Origin of the sequence: Azospira oryzae (genome assembly GCF_004217225.1) — a bacterium.
Lineage (GTDB): Bacteria > Pseudomonadota > Gammaproteobacteria > Burkholderiales > Rhodocyclaceae > Azospira > Azospira oryzae.
Map to the genome: position 1 here is coordinate 1,114,134 of NZ_SHKM01000001.1, position 18,708 is coordinate 1,132,841.

Annotated in this window: 21 protein-coding genes; 7 read left to right on the forward strand and 14 right to left on the reverse strand. The window is 67.1% G+C overall.

Annotation, left to right across the window (positions count from 1 at the left end; all coding sequences use genetic code 11):
- Positions 1-2: 2 nt before the first annotated feature.
- The 6 genes from hypC to EV678_RS05085 all read right to left on the reverse strand — a co-directional run bounded on the left by hypC (position 3) and on the right by EV678_RS05085 (position 5,982).
- Positions 3-290 carry a HypC/HybG/HupF family hydrogenase formation chaperone gene (gene hypC / locus EV678_RS05060; protein ID WP_014238022.1) on the reverse strand — a complete coding sequence of 96 codons (288 nt, stop codon included), beginning with the start codon at positions 288-290 and terminating at the stop codon, positions 3-5.
- Positions 290-790: a HyaD/HybD family hydrogenase maturation endopeptidase gene (locus tag EV678_RS05065; protein ID WP_130458739.1), complete on the reverse strand. Its 501-nt coding sequence runs from the start codon at positions 788-790 to the stop codon at positions 290-292. The genes hypC and EV678_RS05065 overlap by 1 nt, the downstream gene beginning before the upstream one ends.
- Positions 791-918: 128 nt before the next feature.
- The gene (locus EV678_RS05070) at positions 919-2,631 is read right to left on the reverse strand and encodes a nickel-dependent hydrogenase large subunit (protein WP_014238024.1); all 1,713 of its coding nucleotides are present in this window, start codon (positions 2,629-2,631) and stop codon (positions 919-921) included.
- Between the two features lie 21 nt (positions 2,632-2,652).
- Complete coding sequence (gene hybB, locus EV678_RS05075; protein WP_130458740.1) at positions 2,653-3,810, reverse strand: Ni/Fe-hydrogenase cytochrome b subunit; 1,158 nt, start codon at positions 3,808-3,810, stop codon at positions 2,653-2,655.
- 13 nt (positions 3,811-3,823) lie between these two features.
- A complete protein-coding gene (gene hybA / locus EV678_RS05080) occupies positions 3,824-4,798 on the reverse strand; it encodes a hydrogenase 2 operon protein HybA (RefSeq protein WP_014238026.1) in 975 nt (324 codons plus the stop codon).
- A gap of 2 nt (positions 4,799-4,800) precedes the next feature.
- Complete coding sequence (locus EV678_RS05085) at positions 4,801-5,982, reverse strand: hydrogenase small subunit (protein WP_014238027.1); 1,182 nt, start codon at positions 5,980-5,982, stop codon at positions 4,801-4,803.
- Between the two features lie 501 nt (positions 5,983-6,483).
- Between EV678_RS05085 and EV678_RS05090 the strand changes: the two genes are divergently transcribed.
- The 3 genes from EV678_RS05090 to EV678_RS05100 are packed head-to-tail and all read left to right on the forward strand — an operon-like array spanning position 6,484 to position 9,578.
- The gene (locus EV678_RS05090; protein ID WP_130458741.1) at positions 6,484-8,325 is read left to right on the forward strand and encodes an apolipoprotein A1/A4/E domain-containing protein; all 1,842 of its coding nucleotides are present in this window, start codon (positions 6,484-6,486) and stop codon (positions 8,323-8,325) included.
- Positions 8,326-8,334: 9 nt separating this feature from the next.
- Positions 8,335-9,054, forward strand: coding sequence for an OmpA family protein (locus tag EV678_RS05095; RefSeq protein ID WP_130458742.1), 720 nt, complete (start codon positions 8,335-8,337; stop codon positions 9,052-9,054).
- The gene (locus EV678_RS05100) at positions 9,051-9,578 is read left to right on the forward strand and encodes a hypothetical protein (RefSeq protein WP_130458743.1); all 528 of its coding nucleotides are present in this window, start codon (positions 9,051-9,053) and stop codon (positions 9,576-9,578) included. The genes EV678_RS05095 and EV678_RS05100 overlap by 4 nt, the downstream gene beginning before the upstream one ends.
- Before the next feature lie 59 nt (positions 9,579-9,637).
- On the opposite strand, the gene EV678_RS05105 is transcribed toward EV678_RS05100, so the two are convergent.
- Positions 9,638-9,958, reverse strand: coding sequence for a hypothetical protein (locus tag EV678_RS05105; protein ID WP_130458744.1), 321 nt, complete (start codon positions 9,956-9,958; stop codon positions 9,638-9,640).
- Positions 9,959-10,117: 159 nt separating this feature from the next.
- Here EV678_RS05105 and EV678_RS05110 point away from each other — a divergent pair, with 159 nt between their 5' ends.
- The 4 genes from EV678_RS05110 to EV678_RS05125 are packed head-to-tail and all read left to right on the forward strand — an operon-like array spanning position 10,118 to position 12,999.
- Positions 10,118-10,330, forward strand: coding sequence for a YdcH family protein (locus EV678_RS05110; protein ID WP_014238032.1), 213 nt, complete (start codon positions 10,118-10,120; stop codon positions 10,328-10,330).
- A gap of 36 nt (positions 10,331-10,366) precedes the next feature.
- Positions 10,367-11,668, forward strand: a complete 1,302-nt coding sequence (locus tag EV678_RS05115) for an O-acetylhomoserine aminocarboxypropyltransferase (protein WP_130458745.1) — start codon at positions 10,367-10,369, stop codon at positions 11,666-11,668.
- A gap of 10 nt (positions 11,669-11,678) precedes the next feature.
- Positions 11,679-12,464, forward strand: a complete 786-nt coding sequence (locus EV678_RS05120) for an alpha/beta fold hydrolase (RefSeq protein ID WP_130458746.1) — start codon at positions 11,679-11,681, stop codon at positions 12,462-12,464.
- A 22-nt stretch (positions 12,465-12,486) separates the two neighbouring features.
- On the forward strand, positions 12,487-12,999 hold the full coding sequence (locus EV678_RS05125) for a DUF3124 domain-containing protein (protein WP_130458747.1): 513 nt from the start codon (positions 12,487-12,489) through the stop codon (positions 12,997-12,999).
- 57 nt (positions 13,000-13,056) lie between these two features.
- Here the strand turns inward: EV678_RS05125 and EV678_RS05130 are convergent, their stop codons facing one another.
- The 7 genes from EV678_RS05130 to EV678_RS05155 form a co-directional block, all read right to left on the reverse strand.
- Positions 13,057-13,944 carry a DMT family transporter gene (locus tag EV678_RS05130; RefSeq protein WP_130458748.1) on the reverse strand — a complete coding sequence of 296 codons (888 nt, stop codon included), beginning with the start codon at positions 13,942-13,944 and terminating at the stop codon, positions 13,057-13,059.
- On the reverse strand, positions 13,941-14,105 hold the full coding sequence (locus EV678_RS16040) for a hypothetical protein (RefSeq protein WP_014238037.1): 165 nt from the start codon (positions 14,103-14,105) through the stop codon (positions 13,941-13,943). The genes EV678_RS05130 and EV678_RS16040 overlap by 4 nt, the downstream gene beginning before the upstream one ends.
- Positions 14,106-14,171: 66 nt before the next feature.
- Complete coding sequence (locus tag EV678_RS05135; RefSeq protein WP_130458749.1) at positions 14,172-15,179, reverse strand: inorganic phosphate transporter; 1,008 nt, start codon at positions 15,177-15,179, stop codon at positions 14,172-14,174.
- A gap of 9 nt (positions 15,180-15,188) precedes the next feature.
- Positions 15,189-15,827: a DUF47 domain-containing protein gene (locus tag EV678_RS05140; RefSeq protein WP_043798343.1), complete on the reverse strand. Its 639-nt coding sequence runs from the start codon at positions 15,825-15,827 to the stop codon at positions 15,189-15,191.
- A gap of 67 nt (positions 15,828-15,894) precedes the next feature.
- Positions 15,895-16,641, reverse strand: coding sequence for a hypothetical protein (locus EV678_RS05145; protein ID WP_130458750.1), 747 nt, complete (start codon positions 16,639-16,641; stop codon positions 15,895-15,897).
- Positions 16,642-16,751: 110 nt separating this feature from the next.
- Positions 16,752-17,249, reverse strand: a complete 498-nt coding sequence (locus EV678_RS05150) for a hydrogenase maturation protease (protein WP_014238041.1) — start codon at positions 17,247-17,249, stop codon at positions 16,752-16,754.
- Complete coding sequence (locus EV678_RS05155) at positions 17,246-18,706, reverse strand: Ni/Fe hydrogenase subunit alpha (RefSeq protein WP_130458751.1); 1,461 nt, start codon at positions 18,704-18,706, stop codon at positions 17,246-17,248. Before EV678_RS05155 ends, EV678_RS05150 begins: the two co-directional genes overlap by 4 nt.
- Between the last annotated feature and the right edge of the window lie 2 nt (positions 18,707-18,708).

Here is an 18,708-nt window from a genome sequence, read left to right on the forward strand (position 1 = left end):
CCCTACTGCCGGTTGAGGTCGGCGAAGTGGCGGGCCGGGTCGTAGTCCCCTTCCAGGGATTCGGCCAGGGCCGCCAGGGCATCCTCGATCAGCAGGCGCTCCTCTTCCTCCACCACTTCCTTGCCCAGGCCGAGGGAGGCCAGGATCCAGGTGCCGACGGGTTGGGGCCCGAGCAGCATCATGTTCACCCGCTCCCGGCGGAAGTGCTCGCCCTCGCCCCGCTCGACCCAGGCGAACTCGCCCTCCTCGCCTTCCAGCTCGACGATCTGCATGGGAATGGAGAGGCACATCAGGCGATCCCTTCAATGGCTTGGGGCACGACGCCGGCCTTGGCCAGCTCGGCCAGCACCAGTTCCAGCATTTCCGGCACCTTGGCTTCCGCCTCCGGCGTCAGGGCCATGCCCGTATCCAGGGAGACGGGCTGCAGGCCGATGAGGGCCACCGCCTTGGGCGCCTTCTCGGTCAGTTCCAGGGCCGCCAGCAGGTCGGAGAGACCGATCTGATGGGGCGAGATCTTGGTGCGGAAGAACTTGGGCACCTCGTCGCCCTGCAGCAGCACGACGGAACCGGGCGGCTGGCCGACCCGCACGGCGTCGGCGATGATGAGCTTGTCCAGGCCTTCCAGGGGCTCCAGCAGTTCCATGCCGGCGGTGCCGCCGTCCAGCGCCAGCACGTGCTCGGGCAGGGAGTAGCGGCGCTGCAGCTCGTCGACGATGCGCACACCGATGCCCTCGTCGGTGAGGAGGATGTTGCCGACGCCAAGGACGGCGATGGTGGGGGTAGTAGTCATGGGCGGCACTTTAAACAATCCGGCCCCGGGCCGGTTTGAGGCAACGCAAGAAATGCTGCGGGAAGAGCCGGGGCACCAAATAAAACGGCGGCACCACCGGCGCCGCCGTTTCCCTTCAAGCCGGCAGCTCAGGCCGCCTTGACCTTCACCACCTGGTCGTTTTCCTTGTCCACCACATGCACGGCGCAGGCCAGGCAGGGGTCGAAGGAGTGCACGGTGCGCAGCACTTCCAGGGGCTTCTCGGGATCGGCCACCGGGTTGTCCAGCAGGCAGGCCTCGTAGGCGCCGGAAACGCCCTTTTCGTTACGCGGGCCGGCGTTCCAGGTGGTGGGCACGACACACTGGTAGTTCTTGATCTTGCCGTCGTCGATCACCACCCAGTGGGAGAGCACGCCGCGGGGCGCTTCGTGGAAGCCGACGCCGGCGATCTCGCCCTTGGGGAAGGTGGGCTTGTTGTAGGTCTTGAGGTCACCCTTGCCCATGTTGGCCAGGAGCAGGTCCCACTGGTGGGCCAGTTCGTCCACCTGGACGCAGGCCACCACGGCCCGGGAGGCATGGCGGCCGATGGTGGAGTGCATGGCATCCAGGCCGATCTTGGTCTTGGCCAGGGAAGAGACCGTGTCCAGGGCCAGGGTGGCGTACTTCTTGGTGGGCTCGTGGCCGGCGGCCAGCATGGCCAGCATGCGGGACAGGGGGCCGACCTGGGCGGGCTTGCCGTAGAAGGTGGGGGACTTCAGCCAGGAATACTTGCCCTCGTCCTGGAAGTCCGTGTAGTTCGGCGTGGTCTCGCCCTTGTAGGGGTGCAGGGTGGCGTTGTCGCCGTCCTTGTAGGAGTACCAGGCGTGCTTGACGGCTTCGGAAACGCCGGCTTCGAAGTACTTGTCGCCGAACTGGGTGATGGGCTTGAAGGTGCCGAGGTCGGCGTTCTGGATGTAGCCGCCGGGCAGGGCGAACTGGGTGCCCTTGCCGTCCAGGGGCAGGTCGGGCACGGACAGGTAGTCCACGATGCCGCGGCCGATCTTGGTCCACTCGGGGTAATGGGCGCCGACCACGGCCACGTCGGGCAGGTACACCTGCTTGACGAACTCGTCCAGCTTTTCGATCCATTCCTTCACCGCCAGCAGGCGTTCCACCGTCAGCACGGACTGGGAATCCACCGCCAGGGGGTTGGCGACGCCGCCCACGGCCACGTTCTGGATGTGGGGGGACTTGGAACCGAGGACGGAAACGATCTTGGAGGCAAAGCGCTGGATTTCCAGGGCCTGCAGGTAGTGGGCCACGGCGATCAGGTTCACTTCCGGCGGCAGTTTCATGGCAGGGTGGCCCCAGTAGCCGTTGGTGAAAATGCCCAGCTGTCCGGTCTTGACGAAGCCGGCGATCTTTTCCTTGACCTTGCGGAACTCGTGCTTACCGTTGCGGTTCCACGGCGAGAGGCTCTCGGCCAGGGCGGAAGCCTTGTCCGGGTCGGCCTGCAGGGCGGAGACCACGTCCACCCAGTCGAGGGCGGAGAGATGATAGAAATGCACGATGGAGTCGTGCAGGTTGTGGGCGGTGATGATCATGTTGCGGATGTACTGGGCATTCACCGGAATTTCCAGCTTCAGCGCATCCTCCACGGCCCGCACCGAACAGATGGCGTGGACGGTGGTGCACACGCCGCAGATGCGCTGGGTGATGGCCCAGGCGTCGCGGGGGTCGCGGCCGATGAGGATGTTCTCCACACCGCGCCACATCTGGCCGGAAGACCAGGCCTTGGTCACCTTGCCGCCATTCACTTCCACGTCCACCCGCAGGTGGCCTTCGATGCGGGTCACCGGATCGATCGTTACGCGCTTGGTCATTTTGGGTTTCTCCTTGAATTCTTAGTGTGCAGCAGCGTCTTCCGCGGCCAAGACCGGGAAGCGGCGGGTGATGACGATGTAGCCGAAGACCTCGATGGCAAACATGCCGAAGGTGACCAGCATTTCGGGGACGGAGGGGAAGTAGTGCCAGCCGTCGCCGGTCTCGTAACCCACCAGGTAGGAATTGATGCGCAGCAGGACGCCGCCCAGCATCAACAGCACGGCGCCGACGAAGAGGCGGGCCGGGTTGCGGCGGGAAGTCTCCTTGCCCAGCAGCGCCAGGGGGGCGATGAAGCAGGCCATCTCGAGCCAGAACATGAGGGCCTGCAGGCTGCCCTCGAAGGCCCGGGGCAAGGCGCCGCGGACTACCAGGTCGCCCACCCGCACCACCAGGAACACCGCCAGCATGCCCAGCATGACCTTGGACAGAGGCGTCAGGATGTGGGTCTCCATCTGGCGGCGGAAGCCGGCGGCGGCCATGCAGGATTCAAAGAGAATCACGGCGTAGCCGATGGTGATGGCGGAAAGCAGGTAGATCAGCGGCAGGGCCATGGACTGCCACAGGGGATGCACCTGGGTGCCCATCACCACCAGCAGGGAGCCGAGGGAGGACTGGTGCATCATGGGCAGCACGGTGCCCAGGGCGATGAAGAAGAACATCACCTTGTTCAGCTTCTTGCGCTTCTCGTGCATGCCCCACTTTTCCATGAAGGTGGGGGAGAACTCGATCCACATCACCACGATGTAGAGGGAGATGCACAGGGCCACTTCGAACATCACCGAGTTGGCCGAGGCGTAGCCCGGGGTCAGGATGTGCCAGAAGTTCCACCAGCGGCCCAGGTCGAAGATGACGCCGACACCGGCCAGGGTGTAGCCGAAGAGGGAGGCCAGCAGGGCCGGGCGCACCAGGGGATGGTATTCGCCCCTGTTGAAGATGTAGACCAGCATGGCCACGGAGAAGCCGCCACAGGCGAAGGCGGAACCGATGACCACGTCGCCCACCACCCACAGGCCCCAGGGGTAGCCGTCGTTGAGGTTGGTGACGGCTCCCAGGCCGAAGACGAAACGGACCAGGATGATGGCCAGGGCCACCACGATCAGGGTCGCCGCGGTGAGGGTCACCGGGGTCAGCAGCTTGCCGCCGACGGGGGTGGGTGCAGCGTGTTGTTGTGCAGACATTGCGATCTCTCCCTTACAGCTCGTCGTCGTCAGGCTTGACGTTGCGCTTGGCGAAATAGGTCATCACGCCGAGCACCGCCAGGGGCATCACCAGCCCGCCGTAGAGCGTGTGTTGCAGGGTTTCCGACTTGGAGGAGGCGGAACGCTCGGGCAGGGGCTTGTGGCCCACCTTCTCGAAGGGCACGGCGGACAGCTTGATCACCTGGGTGCCGCCCACTTCCTTCTCGCCATAGACGTGCTGCACGTAATGGCCCACCACGTTTTCGTAGCTCTGGTCCTTGCCCCCCAGCTGGCCGCGCTGGAACACGGTCTTGGTGCCGGGCTTGAGGGAGAGGCGGCGTTCGGCCTCGGCCTTGAGGTCCGACACCTTGCCGTAGAGGGTGGCGCCGGTGGGGCAGACCTCGGCACAGGCGGCGTACTTGCCTTCCGGCAGGCGGTGGCGGCACAGCTCGCACTTGCCGATCTTGCCGGTGGCGGAGGAGTAGTCGTACTTGGGAATGCCGAAGGGACAGGCGGCAACGCAGTAACGGCAGCCGATGCAGGCGTCGGCGTCGTAGCCGACGATGCCGGTGACCGGGTCCTTGGTCATGGCCGACACCGGGCAGGCCGAGACGCAGGAGGGATCGTTGCAGTGCAGGCAGGAGGTCTTCATGAAGGCGTAGCCGTTGTCCGGATCGTCCTTCGTCTCCATGGTGCCGCTGCGGAACATCTTGATGACGTTGAAGGTCTTGGCGGTGGTATCCAGAGGCGTATCCCACAGCTGTTCAGGCGTGGAGAACTCCGCCGGGTTGCCATTGACCTCCTTGCAGGCGGCGACGCAGGCCTTGCAGCCGACGCACAGGGTGGCGTCGTAGAGCAGGCCCAGGGCGCCCTCGGGCTGGGGATTGTTGTCCCGGGCGCAGGCCGGGCCACTCACCGAAACGGAGACCGCAGCCGCGGCTGCGCCCCCCGCCAGCGTCCCTTTCAGGAAATTGCGACGGGAAGTCATGGTCACACCTTCTCGGCGGGTTTCTGTTCGGAAGACTGCTTGGCCTTCTCGGCCTCCTCGGCGGCGTGGGAGAGACCCAGGTTCTTCGCCACCATGGCCCCGGCCCCGGCGGCGGCCCCGGCCACGGCAGCCAGCACGGCGGCAGCACCGAGGGAGGCGCCCTTGCCCTGTTCCTCGACGATGCGGGGGAAGGAGGCGGGCGGGGCGTAGGTCATGACCTTGGCGGTCTGGTGGATGGGCTTCTGGAAGCCCACGCCCTGCTCCGTACAGCCGATGCAGGGGTGGCCGCAGGCCACGGGCCAGGTGCCGGCGCCGGCGTCGCCGAAGAGGATGGTGGGACAGTTGGCGTAGGTCTCGGGACCCTTGCAGCCCAGCTTGTACAGGCAGTAGCCCTTGCGGTGGCCCTCGTCGCCGAACTCCATGGCGAAGCGGCCGGCGTCAAAGTGGGCGCGACGCTCGCAGTTCTCGTGCACCAGGCGGGAATAGGCGAACTTGGGACGACCCAGTTCATCCACCGGCGGCAGCTGGCCGAAGGTGAGGAAGTGCACCACGGTGGAAAGGAAGTTGTAGGGGTTGGGCGGACAGCCGGGAATGGTCACCACCGGCTTGTCGATGATCTTGTTCACCCCCACGGCCCCGGTGGGGTTGGGGTCGGTGGAAGGCATGCCGCCCCAGGAGGCACAGGAGCCGATGGCGATGATGGCGGCGGCGTCGGTGGCGCATTCCTTGACGATGTCGATGGCGGTCTTGCCGCCCACCTTGCAGTAGATGCCGCCATCCTTGGTCGGGATGGCCCCTTCCACCACCAGCAGGTACTGGCCCTTGTTGGCCTTCATGGCGGCCTGCTTGGCGGCCTCGATCTGGTGGCCGGCAGCGGCGAAGAGGGTCTCGTGGTAGTCGAGGGAGATGACGTCGAGGATCAGCTTCTCGATGGTGGGATGCTCGGCCCGCAGCATGGATTCGGTACAGCCGGTGCATTCCTGGAAGTGCAGCCAGATGACGGAGGGACGCTTCTTCACCGCCACCGCCTCGGCCACCGCGGCCTCGGCCCCGGCCGGCAGGCCCAGGGTGGCGGCCATGGCCGTACAGAACTGGAGGAATTCCCGGCGGCCCATTTCCAGGCGCTTGGCCGCCTCGATGACGTGCTCGTGGATTTCCAGGGACTGGAGTTTTTGCTCTTGCATGGCCTCACCCTCGGTCTGTTGCCCCGTTCCCACGGGGCTATTTGCATGGTTGCGCGGGGATCGCCGCGCCCTTATTTGGGGTGGGACGATTACAAGAACCGTGCCAGACAGGGCAAAACCATAACAATCAAGCAGCTACGGAACTCGCGTGAAATGGCGTTTCATAAAGTTGTAAACCTTGCGACGTCACAAAGCCGACACCTGGAAACTTTCTTTCCACTCTGCAAAGATGACAGATGCAAATAGTTCCCACCCAGGCCCTGGCGACGACCACCTCGGACACCCCCTACCGCCGGGGCAGGCGGCAAGCGCCTCCCGGCCATGCCATGGCTGGAGGCCAGGAATGGCGCCGGCCTCCAGCCACCCTAAACCCGCATCAATCCCGGACCCGCACCACTCCCCCGCTGCGGCAGCGGAGGCCACCGGCAGCAGCGCCGGGCCGGGGTGCTAGAATCCGGGCTCGTTGCCGCCTTTGCCGACCACCCTGACCCGCCGGGCCCGATGCCTTCCTCCCTCACTTCCCTCCTCGCCGCCACCGACATTCCGGGCCACATGCTGGTCATCGCCCTGCTCCTGGCGGCCATCTGCACCGGTTTCATCTTCCGCTTCGTCCTGCCCGCCCTGGGCCTGGGCCGCCTCTTCCGCCGCACCATCGGGCAGCTGGAGCAACTGCGGGAGAGCGGCGGCAACCCCGATCCCCAGCAGATCGGCCGCGACATCATGGGCGCCCCGCCCCTGGCCCACCTGTGGCGCGAATACGCCCAGACCCTACACCCGACCCGCACCGAGGCCGGCCCCCGCTGGCGCGCCACGGCCCTGGCGGAAAGCTTCCTCACCGAACAGGCCCTGGTGGATACGCCCCTGCGGGCCGAGTTCTACAAGCACCTGCCGGGCATCCTCACCGGCATCGGCATCCTCGGCACTTTTTCCGGCCTCATCGTCGGCCTCACCCACTTCGAGGTTTCCGCCAGCGCCGACGTGGTGCGGGGCAGCCTCAGGGAGCTGATCCAGGGTGTCGGCCATGCCTTCAAGATTTCCGCCATCGCCATCGGCCTGGCCATGCTCCTCACCTGGGTCGAAAAATCCCTGGTGGTGGCCCGCTACCGCCAGGTGGAACGGCTCAACCAGCTCATCGACAGTCTCTTCGACACCGGCATCGGCGAGGAATACCTGGCCCGCCTGGTGGGCGCCAGCGAGGGCGCCGCCCAGCAGGCGGCACAACAGGCCGCCCAGCTGCGCCAGGCCCTGGTGGCGGAAATGCACCAGGCCATGGCCAGCCTGCTGGAGCAGCAGCAACAGGCCGGCCAGCGCCAGCTGGAGAACATGACGGCGGGCCTGGCCGGCGCCGTCGGCGACAGCATCCGCGCGCCCCTGGAGCGCCTGACCCAGACTCTGGAACGGATGGAGGCCCAGCAGGGCAAGGCGGTGGCCGGCGGCATCAGCCAGGCCCTGGACGGCCTGCTGGGCAATGTGGGCCAGCAGATCGGCGAACAGCTGGGACGCCAGGAACGGGAGGCGGAGCAGCGCCAGGACCGCCTGCTGCAAAGCCTGGAAGCCACCGGCCAGCGTTTCGAGGCCAGCAGCCAGCGTCTGGAAAAAGCCATCCAGGAATCCATGGCCCAGCTGGCCGGCCAGCTCGCCCAGCAGGTGGCCGGCGTCTCCGAGGCCATCGGCGGCGGCCAGCAGGCCCAGCAGGAGCGCCTGACGGAGCAGACCGACAAGCTCATGGGCAAGGTGGCAGGCCATCTGCAGGGGGTCACCACGGAACTGAAAAATGCCGCCGCCATCCTGGAAGGCTGCGTCGCCAGCTTCAACCGGGCCGGCAGCCAGGCCATGGGCCAGCTCAGCGCCGGCGCCGAAGCCGTGCAACTGGCCTGCGGCGGTTTCGCCGCCGCCGGGCGCAGCTTCGACCACACCGCCCAGACCGTGGCCGAGGCCGGGCGTGCCATCCAGAGCGCCGCCGGCAGCCTGGCCGCCGCCAGCGCCGGCAACGGCCAGCTGCTGGAACAGCAGCACAAGGTCGGCGCCAGCCTGCGGGAACTGCTGCAGGAAGTGCAGGGCACGGTGGCCCTGGCCCAGCGGGAGGCCGCCCTCAACAGCGAGGTGGTGGGCCGCCTGGAAAGCGCCGCCCAGTCCCTCGCCCGGGCCGAGCAGCGGGCCGACGTCTATCTGCAGGGCGTCAGCGAGGTCCTGGCCAAGGCCCACGGCGCCTTCGCCGACAACGTGGAGCGTTCCCTCAAGGCCGGCAACGCCCAGTTCCAGCGGGAGCTGGCCGAGGCCGTGGGCTACCTGAAGGACGCCATCGAACACCTGGGCGACGTCCTCGCCGACGGCAAGGGCTAAACCGCCGCCATGATCGGACTCCTGCCCGGCAAACGCCGCGCCCGCCGCGAGGAAGGGGAAAAGCCCTTCTGGATTTCCTTTTCCGACCTCATGTCGGGCCTCATGGTGCTGTTCCTGGTGGCCATGACCGTGGCCCTGCTGGCGGTCACCCACGAGATTTCCGAAAGCGAGCGGGAAAAGACCCGGCGCGAGGAAGACATCCGGGAGGTGCTGCAGCGGGTGCGGGACATGACCCGGGACTTCCCCGGCGTCACCCTGCGTGGCCAGTCCGTGGACTTCGGCGAACGGGCCCGCTTCGACACCAACAGCCACAAGCTCTCCGCCGAACAGGCCCGCCTGCTGCGGCAACTGGTGCCGAAGATCCTGGCCCTGGCCCGGGACCCGGTGGCCGGCAAATGGCTGAAGCAGATCGTGGTCGAGGGCTTCGCCGACGCCCGGGGCAGCTATCTGTACAACCTCAATCTCAGCCTGCAGCGCTCGGAGCGGGTCCTCTGCGCCCTCCTCGCCAGCCCGGCCGGCAGCGCCGACGCCCTCTCGGAGACGGACCAGCAGACGGTGCGGGAACTGTTCCTGGTGGGCGGCTCCTCCTTCAATTTCCAGAAGGCCAGCGCCGAGGAAAGCCGCCGCATCGAACTGCGCCTGGAATTCCGCGATCTCGGCGAACGGGCTCCGGCCCTGCGGCCGCGGCTCCAGGAGGGGGACAGCCGCTGCCCCCTGGATGCCCCGTGAGCCAAACCGGCAGCGACCTGCAGGCCCTCGCCCTGGCCCTGGGGGAGCCCTGCCCCAGGCTGGACCCGGCAGCCGACCCCGCCAATCCGGCGCCCATGACCCGGGCCCTGCAGCGTATTCGCCTGGCCTTCGGCGACAGCGGCGCCCTGGCCGCCTCGCCCCGCTCCGCCCGGGCCCTGCTGGCCTTCCGCAGCGGCGACAGACTGCGCTTCATCGATCTCAAATACCTGTGCCACGCCGTGGACCGGCCCAATCCCTGGGACGGCCGGCGCCTGCTGCAGGACGCCCAGCTCCTGCAACGGCTGCTGCAGCAGGTGGATGCCTGGCAGGGCGAGCCCCGCCGCTTCCGCCAGTGCTACCGGGGCCTGCTGCAGGCCTACAGCGGAGCGGCGGCCGGCCCCGGCCGGACCCTGCTGGGCGATTATCTGCGGCGGCACCGGCAGTACGTCGCCGCATCCCAGCCGCCCCTGGAATGGACCCGGGAGCTGGCCCGGCACCCGGCCCTGGCCGATGGCAAAGACTGAGGCACAAAAGCAGAACGGCGCACCGAGGTGCGCCGTTCTTTTTTCCCGCCGCTGCGGTTTCAGTAACCGATGATGAAATCGGCCACATCCACCCGCACCGTATCGCGGCCCAGGGCCAGGGCGGCGTTACGGGTGAAGTCCTTGGCCCAGCCGCCGGCCTCGGCGAAGCGGGCTTCGCCGCCGTACTTGGCGACGTTGAGTACCTTGTCGATGATCAGGACCTTGCCCACCGGATTGGAGGGTTCGCATTCCAGGGTGACGAATTCCTTGTCGAACCAGCGACGGGCCTCTTCCGCGGTCTGGCCGCCGAGGTCTGCCTGGGTGAACTTGAATTCGTACTCCTTGCCTTTGCCGAAAACGACAATGACGGTGTGGGACATGGATCTCCTCCATAAGGTTAGAATTGTACGGTCTATTCTATGCCCTTTTCCGTACGCTGTGGAATGGTCCACAATGCGTCCTCGATCCTGCCTTGGCGGCCCCTTCCCTCGCGGGAAGAAAGCCGCCGGCAAAGATCATTTTACGAATGTAAACAGCCCATGACCCTGAGCGACGACGAGGCCGGCATCATCCGCGGCCGGCTGCACGAGCTGGAAGTGGAACACCGGGACCTGGACCTGGTGATCGAACACCTCACCGCCAACCCGCCGCCGGACCAGCTCCTGGTGCGGCGCCTGAAAAAGCGCAAGCTGCAGCTCAAGGACCGCATCAGGCTGCTGGAAGACATGCTGCTGCCGGACATGCCGGCCTGACAGCCCAAGAACAACGAGACCCTCAGGAGAACGCCCATGGCCGGTAAGGACGGCTACACCCTCGACACCCTGGCCCTGCACGCCGGCCAGGTGCCCGACCCGCAGTACGGCGCCCGCGCCACCCCGATCTACCTGTCCACCTCCTTCGTCTTCAAGGATTCCGACCAGGCCGCCGCCCTCTTCAACATGGAACGGGCCGGTCACGTCTATTCCCGCATTTCCAATCCCACCGTGTCGGTGCTGGAGGAGCGCATCGCCGCCCTGGAAGGCGGCGTCGGCGCCATCGCCACCGCCAGCGGCCAGGCCGCCATGCACCTGGCCGTGGCCACCCTGATGGGGGCCGGCAGCCACATCGTCGCCTCCGGCGCCCTCTACGGCGGCAGCCACAACCTGCTGGACTACACCCTGCGCCGCTTCGGCATCGAGACCACCTTCGTTCCCACCCGGGACGTGGATGCCTGGCGCGCCGCCATCCGCCCCAACACCCGCCTGCTCTTCGGCGAGACCCTGGGCAACCCGGGCCTGGACGTGCTGGACATTCCCCGCATTTCCGCCCTGGCCCACGAACACGGCCTGCCCCTGCTGGTGGATTCCACCTTCACCAGCCCCTACCTGCTGAAGCCCTTCGAGCACGGCGCCGACCTGGTCTTCCACTCCGCCACCAAGTTCCTCTGCGGCCACGGCACCGCCGTCGGCGGCGTGCTGGTGGATTCGGGCAATTTCGATTGGGAAGCCTCCGGTAAATTCCCCACCCTGACCGAGCCCTACGACGGTTTCCACGGCATGGACTTCGCCGAGGAATCCACCGTCGCCGCCTTCCTGCTGCGGGCCCGACGCGAAGGCCTGCGCGACTTCGGCGCCTGCATGAGCCCCATGAACGCCTTCCAGATCCTGCAGGGCGTCGAAACCCTGCCCCTGCGCATGCAGCGCCATGTGGAAAACGCCCGCAAGCTGGTGGATTTCCTCGTTGCCCACGAGGCTGTGGAAAGCGTCGCCTACCCGGGCCTGGAAAGCCACCCGGACCATGCCCTGGCCCAGAAGCTATTGCCCCGCGGCTGCGGCTCCGTCTTCAGTTTCAGCGTCAAGGGCGGCCGCCCCGCCGGCAAGAAATTCATCGAGACCCTGAAGCTCTTCTCCCACCTGGCCAATGTGGGCGATGCCAAGTCACTGGTGATCCACCCGGCCTCCACCACCCACTTCCGCATGTCCGACGAGGCCCTGCTGGCGGCCGGCATCGGCGCCGGCACCATCCGCCTCTCGGTGGGCCTGGAAGATGCGGACGACCTCATCGAAGACCTATCCCGGGGCCTGGCCGCTGCGGCCAAGGCTGCGGCGTAAGGAGGGGGCCATGGAACTGATCGTCCGCGACACCAAGATTTACGCCTACACCGGCGGCAAGACCTTCGACCCGCAAAAGCCCGCCCTGGTCTTCCTCCACGGCGCCGCCAACGACCACACGGTGTGGGGCCTGCAGAGCCGCTATTTCGCCAACCACGGCTACAGCGTGCTGGCGGTGGACCTGCCCGGCCACGGCCGCTCCGGCGGCGAGCCCCTGGCTTCCATCGGCGCCCTGGCCGACTGGGTGGCCGACCTGCTGGACGCCGCCGGCGTGGAAAAAGCCGTGCTGGCCGGCCACTCCATGGGCTCCCTGACCGCCCTGGAAGCCGCCGCCCGCCACCCCGGCCGCATCGGCAAGATCGCCCTGCTCGGCAGCGCCGTGCCCATGGCCGTCTCCGAACAGCTCCTGGCCGCCGCCAAGGACAAGCCGGAAAAGGCCTACCGCATGATCAACCAATGGTCCAACGCCCAGGGCCTGGGCGGCAACACCGTGCCCGGCGCCTGGCAGCCCGGGGCCAGCCTGGCCCTGATGCGCCGCGCTCGGGCCGGCTCCCTGTTCGTCGACCTGTCCAACTGCAACGACTACCAGACCGGTCTGGAAGCCGCCGCCAAGGTGCAATGCCCTGCCCTGCTGGTGATCGCCAAGCGGGACCTGATGACCCCGCCCCGGGCCGCCGGCGACCTGGCAAAAGCCCTCAAGGACGTACGCAAGGCCGAGATCGACGGCGCCGGCCATGCCATGATGGCGGAACAGCCGGACCGGGTGCTCGATGCCCTGCGGGCCTTCCTCCTCTGACCATTGCCAAGGGACCACTGTCATGAACGCCAACGCCCTGCCCCATCGCCTGCTCCGCCCGCTGCAGATCCTCGCCGGCCTGATGCTGGCCGGGGCGTTGCTGGCGGCCCCGGTCCAGGCCCAGGAGATCTACCAGGCCAAGAGCCAGACCCTCTACCTGCCCATCTATTCCCACCTCTGGCACGGCAACCTGGACAAGAGCGGCAATCCGGACAAGTCCTACCTGTCGGCCCTGGTCAGCGTGCGCAACACGGATACGAAGAACCCCATCAAGGTGCTCTCTGCCCGCTACTACGACACGGATGGCAAGCTGCTCAAGGATTTCGTGCCCAAGGTGCGCACCATTCCGCCCCTGGGCACCCTGGAGCTGTTCATCGAGCGGCGGGAGGACGAAGGCGGTTCCGGCGCCAACTTCCTCATCCGCTGGCAGGCCGAGGCCACCGTGAACACGCCCCAGGTGGAAGCGGTGCATGTGGACCTCTACAGCACCAAGGCCCTCTCCTTCATCACCTCCGCCCGGCCCATCGCCGAGTAAGCCCGCTGCCACCAGGCCCATGCCCCGGGCACGACACCGGGGCATGGCCGGAGCGCCTTATCCGGCGCGCCTCTCCGGCATGACCGGGCTGCGCACCAGGACTACCACCGCGCCCAGGATGAGGGCGCCGCCGGCCAACTGCCAGCCCCCCACCGCCTCTCCGAGAAACAGGGCCGCCAGCACCAGGGTCACCACCGGCTCCAGGGTGGACAGGGTGGCCGCATCCGCCGCCCCCAGCTTGGCCATGCCGGCGAAGAACCCCACCATGCCGACGATGGTGGAAAACACCACGATCCCCAGCACCGCCGCCCATCCCGCCAGGGAAGCCGGCCACGGCGAGGCGGCATGAAAAGCCAGCACGCCGAACACCACCGCCGCCGCCAGCATGATCACGGCAGCCGAGGCCAGGGCCCCGGCCCGGGCCGTCAGGCGCTCTCCGGCCAGGATATAGACCGAGTAGATGAGGGCTGCCGCCAGGCCCAGGCCGATGCCCAGGGGCGTGCCCGCCAGGCTGCCGCCGATGGTCAGCAGGGTGCCGACGAAGGCGGCCCCCACCGCCAGCAGCTTGCGCCTGCTGAGCCGCTGGCGCCCCAGCAGGGCCGCGAGCAAGGTCACCAGCACCGGATAGAGATAGAGCAGCACCGCCGTGAGTCCGGCCGAGGCATGGCGCAGGGCGGCAAAGTAGCAGTAGGACTGGCCCACGTAGCCGATCCCGCCCATGGCCGCCAGCCCGGGCCAGAGGGCCGGGGCCGGCCAGGCCTGGCGCCGCCAGCGCAGGATCAGGGCGAGGCAGGCTCCGCCCAGGGCAAAGCGCAGGAAGAGCAGGGTTTCCAGGCCGACGCCCTCGGCATAGGCCAGCTTGGCGAATATGGCCATGGCGCCGAAACCGGCGGCGGAAGCGGCAATCCACAGCCCTCCGCGGAGACGCTGGGGCAATGCCCTCATGGCTGGCCGTCGTCGGCGGGGGGACGGTTTTGCGGCGGCCGGGCGAAGAGCCAGAAACAGGCGCCGAAAATGGCGGCGATGCCGATTTCCCAAAGGAAGGGGAAAGACCAGACGAGCAGGACGGAGGCGGCGATCACCGCCAGGAGCTTGAGCCAGACCATGGGTGTGGAGCGGAAATGGAGTCAGGCTCCATTATGCCCGCCCCGGACGGGGCGGGCGGCGGGGAATCAAAGCAGGAAGCTGCCCAGATACCAGGCACCGGCTGCAATGAGGGCACTGCAGGGGATGGTGAGGATCCAGGCCCAGACGATGCCGCCGGCGATGCCCCAGCGCACGGCGTTGAACTTGCGCGCAGAGCCGACGCCGACGATGGCGCCGGTGATGGTGTGGGTGGTGGACACGGGAATGCCCAGGGCCGTGGCCAGGAACAGGGTGATGGCCCCGCCCGTCTCGGCGCAGAAGCCGCCCACGGGTTTCAACTTGGTGATCTTCTGGCCCATGGTCTTGACGATGCGCCAGCCGCCGAACATGGTGCCCAGGCCGATGGCCACGTAGCAGCAGACTACCACCCAGACGGGGATCGGGTCGCTGGACTGGGACAGGCCGGCGGCGATGAGCAGCATCCAGATGATGCCGATGGTCTTCTGGGCGTCGTTGCCGCCGTGGCCCAGGCTGTAGAGGCCGGCGGAAACCAGCTGCAGGCGGCGGAACCACTTGTCCACCTTGCGCGGCGTGGTGCGGAAGAACAGCCAGGACACCGCCACCATGAGCAGGGTGCCGAGGATGAAGCCGAGCAGGGGGGAGACGAAGATGAAGGCCACGGTCTTCAGGATGCCGGCGGCGATCAGGGCATCGGGACCGGACTTGGCCAGGGCCGCCCCCACCAGACCGCCGATGAGGGCGTGGGAGGAGGAGGACGGGATGCCGTAGAACCAGGTCACCAGGTTCCACACCACGGCCCCCATGAGGGCACCGAAGATGACGATGTGGTCCACGATGGCCGGATCGATGGTGCCCTTGCCGATGGTGGTGGCCACCTTCAACTGGAAGATGAAGATGGCGACGATGTTGAAGAAGGCGGCGAAAGCCACCGCCTGGTGGGGCTTCAGGACCCCGGTGGAAACCACGGTGGCGATGGAGTTGGCGGCATCGTGAAAGCCGTTCATAAAATCGAACGCCAACGCCAGCACCACCAGGAGCACCACGACTCCCAGGCTGATTTCGAGACCAGTCATGGTTATCGCTTAGGAGTTTTCGAGGACGATGCCTTCGAGGATGTTGGCCACATCCTCACAGCGGTCGGTCACGGTTTCCAGCAGTTCGTAGATGGCCTTGAGCTTGATCAGCTGGCGCACGTCCGGCTCGTCGCGGAACAGGCGGGACATGGCGGAACGCATGACGCGGTCGGCGTCGGACTCCAGGCGGTCGATTTCCTCGCAGGTCTTGAGGATGGCCGGGCCCTGGTCGGCGTTGGGCAGCAGGGAGACGGCCCAGCGCACCCGGTCGCAACAGGAGACGCAGATTTCGGCCAGCTGGATGGCTTCCGGGGTGCCCTTGCGGATGTCGTAGAGGGAGACGGTCTGGGTCACGTCCTGGATCAGGTCCAGGATGTCGTCCATGCCGGTGATGAGGGAGTGGATCTCGTCCCGATCCAGGGGGGTGATGAAGGTCTTGTGCAGCAGGGCAACCGTCTCGTGGGTGATCTTGTCGGCCCGGCTTTCGGCGGTATCCACTGCGTCGGCGGCCTGGGTGGCCTCTTCGGGGTTACGTCCCAGATGGTTGATGAAGGTGGCCAAGGCTTGACCACCCTGCACGATCTGTTCTGCGTGAGCGTTGAACAGGTCGAAAAACTTGCCCTCTTGGGGCATCAGACGTCCGAACATGAATTTTGAGTTTAGGTTTTGTGACAGAACGAGATTTTAGCACGGCAGCCCCCGGCAAGCTGTGCCCTTACGGCTTGCCGCTCTGCTGTTTTTGTTGCGGATGCCGCAGAAGCTGCGCCAGCACTCGATTCTGCCCGGTAACGAAGCGGATTTCCTCCACCTCGCCGATGAGGTAGCGCTTCTTCAGGGTGAAATCCGTGGGCCGGGCATGGATGGCCTTCCAGAAGGTGGTGCTCTCGGAAACGTAGGGCTCCTGCAGGTGCACCCGGGCGATCAGGCTCACCGCCCCCGGTTCCAGCAGGGGCGCCGCCTGCTCCGGCTCCAGGGTCAGTTCGGCGTCGAAGCCGGCTTCGTCGTCGGTACCCCGGGGCATGAAGTCGTAGAGATTGTCGAAGGCCAGAAAATAGTCGTAACGCCAGAGCACCCGCATGGTTTCCGGCTCGCCGATCTTGTCCTCGCCCACATAGCTGTCCCGCTCCTCGTTCACGCTGCCCAGGGGCAGATACTTGAAGCGGTAGTAGTCCTCGCTGGCCGGATCGGCCAGGGGCCGCCAGCTCCAGCCTTCGGTCAGCTGGTTGAAGGCCATGGGGTAGTGCAGGTGCAGGCGCCGGCTGGCCGCATCGTAGGAGACTTCCAGCCCCGAATCGGGGGCCGCCGCCAGGAGGATGTCCTCGCCCCGCCCTTCCCCGGCCGCCACGGCCTGGTAGGAAGCCACCGGGCTGGGCCAGGGCGCCGCCTGGAGGGAACCGGCAAGGAACAGCAGCAGGAAGCCGCGCAGGAGCAGGCCGGGCTGGGTGGACGTCGGATGGGTCATGGTCGTTCTGCCAAAAAGGAGCCACCCTCCCCCGGGCAGCATGCGCCATGATCTGTCGGCCGGCCGGGAACAAACCATGATGCAGGTCAATTCACCGGCGGCCCGGAATCCTAGAGCAGGGGCGGCAATCCGGGCAGGGGCCGGAGCTGGCTCCAGCGTTCCGGGTCCGGCTCGGTGCACAGCTGGCGGAGAAAGTCCCAGGCCGCCTCCAGGTGCTGGCGCCCGGCGGGGCTGAGCCCCTCCCCCAACTCGAAGCGCTGGCCCCGCACACAGAGGACGTAGGCCGGCGGCGGCGCCTGTTCCAGGGCCTGGCCATAGACGGCGAGCACGGCGCCGGGAGCCAGGGAATGGGTGCTGTGGGCCGGATTGAATAGGGGCGTCACCGGGGCGAAGCTGAAAGGCGCCGGCGTGCCCTCCCCGGCATCGATGAAGAGGGCCAGGTCCCGACCCTGGAGGTCGATGGCGTGCTCGATCTGCAGCTGAAAATCCTCCACCGTCACCACTCCGGGCAGACGGGCCTGCTCCAGGCGCTGCAACAGCAGGGGCCCCAGGGCATCGTCGCCGCGGCTGGGGTTGCCGATGCCGAAGACCACCAGCCGGCGCGTCATCCCTTGACCCGGCGGTCCAGCAGGCGGCCGCTGCCGTCCAGCAGTTCCACGGTCAGGGGCATCTGGCCCAGGGCGTGGGTGGCGCAGGAAAGGCAGGGATCGAAGGCGCGGATGGCCACCTCGATATGGTTGAGCAGCCCTTCGGTGATTTCCCGGCCGTTCAGGTACTGGCGCGCCACCTGGCGCACCGCCTCGTTCATGGCCTGGTTGTTGTGGGTGGTGGAGACGATCAGGTTGGCCATGGTGACGAGGTCGTCCTCATCCACCTGGTAATGGTGGATCAGGGTGCCCCGGGGCGCCTCGATCACGCCCACGCCTTCGCGGCGGCGGTCGCCGCAGGACATCAGGTCATCCCCCAGCAGGTCGTCGTCGGCCAGCAGTTCCTTGATAACTTCGGCGGCGTGCAGCATTTCGATCATGCGGGCCCAGTGGTAGGCCAGGGGCGCATGCACCAGGCCGCCCTGGCCGTGGTCCATGAATTCGCGCCGCTCGATCTCGGCCAGGGGGCTGGGAATGAAGTCGCAGTTCTGCACCCGGGCCAGGGGCCCCACCTTGTACCAGCCCTGTTCCCGGCCCATGGCGGTCACATAGGGAAATTTCATGTAGCTCCAGGACTTCACCTCCTCGGTCAGCAGGTGGTGGTAGTTCTGGTAGTCCACGCCGTCCAGCAGCACCTTGCCGTCCCCGTCCCGCAGACGCAGGTGGCCGTGGTAGAAGTCCAGGGCACCATCGGCCCGCACCAGGCTGAAGAGGTTGGAACGGAACAGCCCGAACTGGTCGTAGAGGGCCGGGTTGCTGGTATGCAGGCGCTTGGTCAGATGCACCGCATCCCGGCTCCAGACGATCATCTGCTCCACGTCCTGCAGCAGCATGGCCCGGTCGGCCGGATCCAGGGCCTTGTTCACCCCGCCGGGAACGGCGCCGGTGCCGTGGATGCGCTTGCCGGAGGTGACGCGGATCACCTCCTGGCCGAACTTGCGCAGCAGGATGCCCTGCTTGGCCACCTCCGGATGGGCGGCGGCGACGCCGACGATGTTGCGCTGCCCCACGTCGGAATCGAAGCCGAACAGCAGGTCGGGCGAGGACAGGTGGAAGAAATGCAGGGCGTGGGACTGCAGCATCTGGCCGTAGTGCATGAGGCGGCGCATCTTTTCCGCCGTCGGCGTGATGCTGACGGCGCCCACCACCAGGTCCAGGGCCTTGGAGGCCGCCAGATGGTGGGAGACGGGGCAGATGCCGCAGAGGCGCTGCACCATCACCGGCACTTCCCAGTAGGGGCGGCCCTGGATGAATTTCTCGAAGCCCCGGAATTCGACGATGTGCAGGCGCACCTGCTGCACCTGGTTGTGATCGTCCAGCAGCAGGGTCACCTTGCCGTGGCCTTCGACCCGGGAAACAGGATCGATGGCAACGCGGCGCAGGTTGTCGGTCTGGGACGCGGTTTCAAGTTCGAACATGG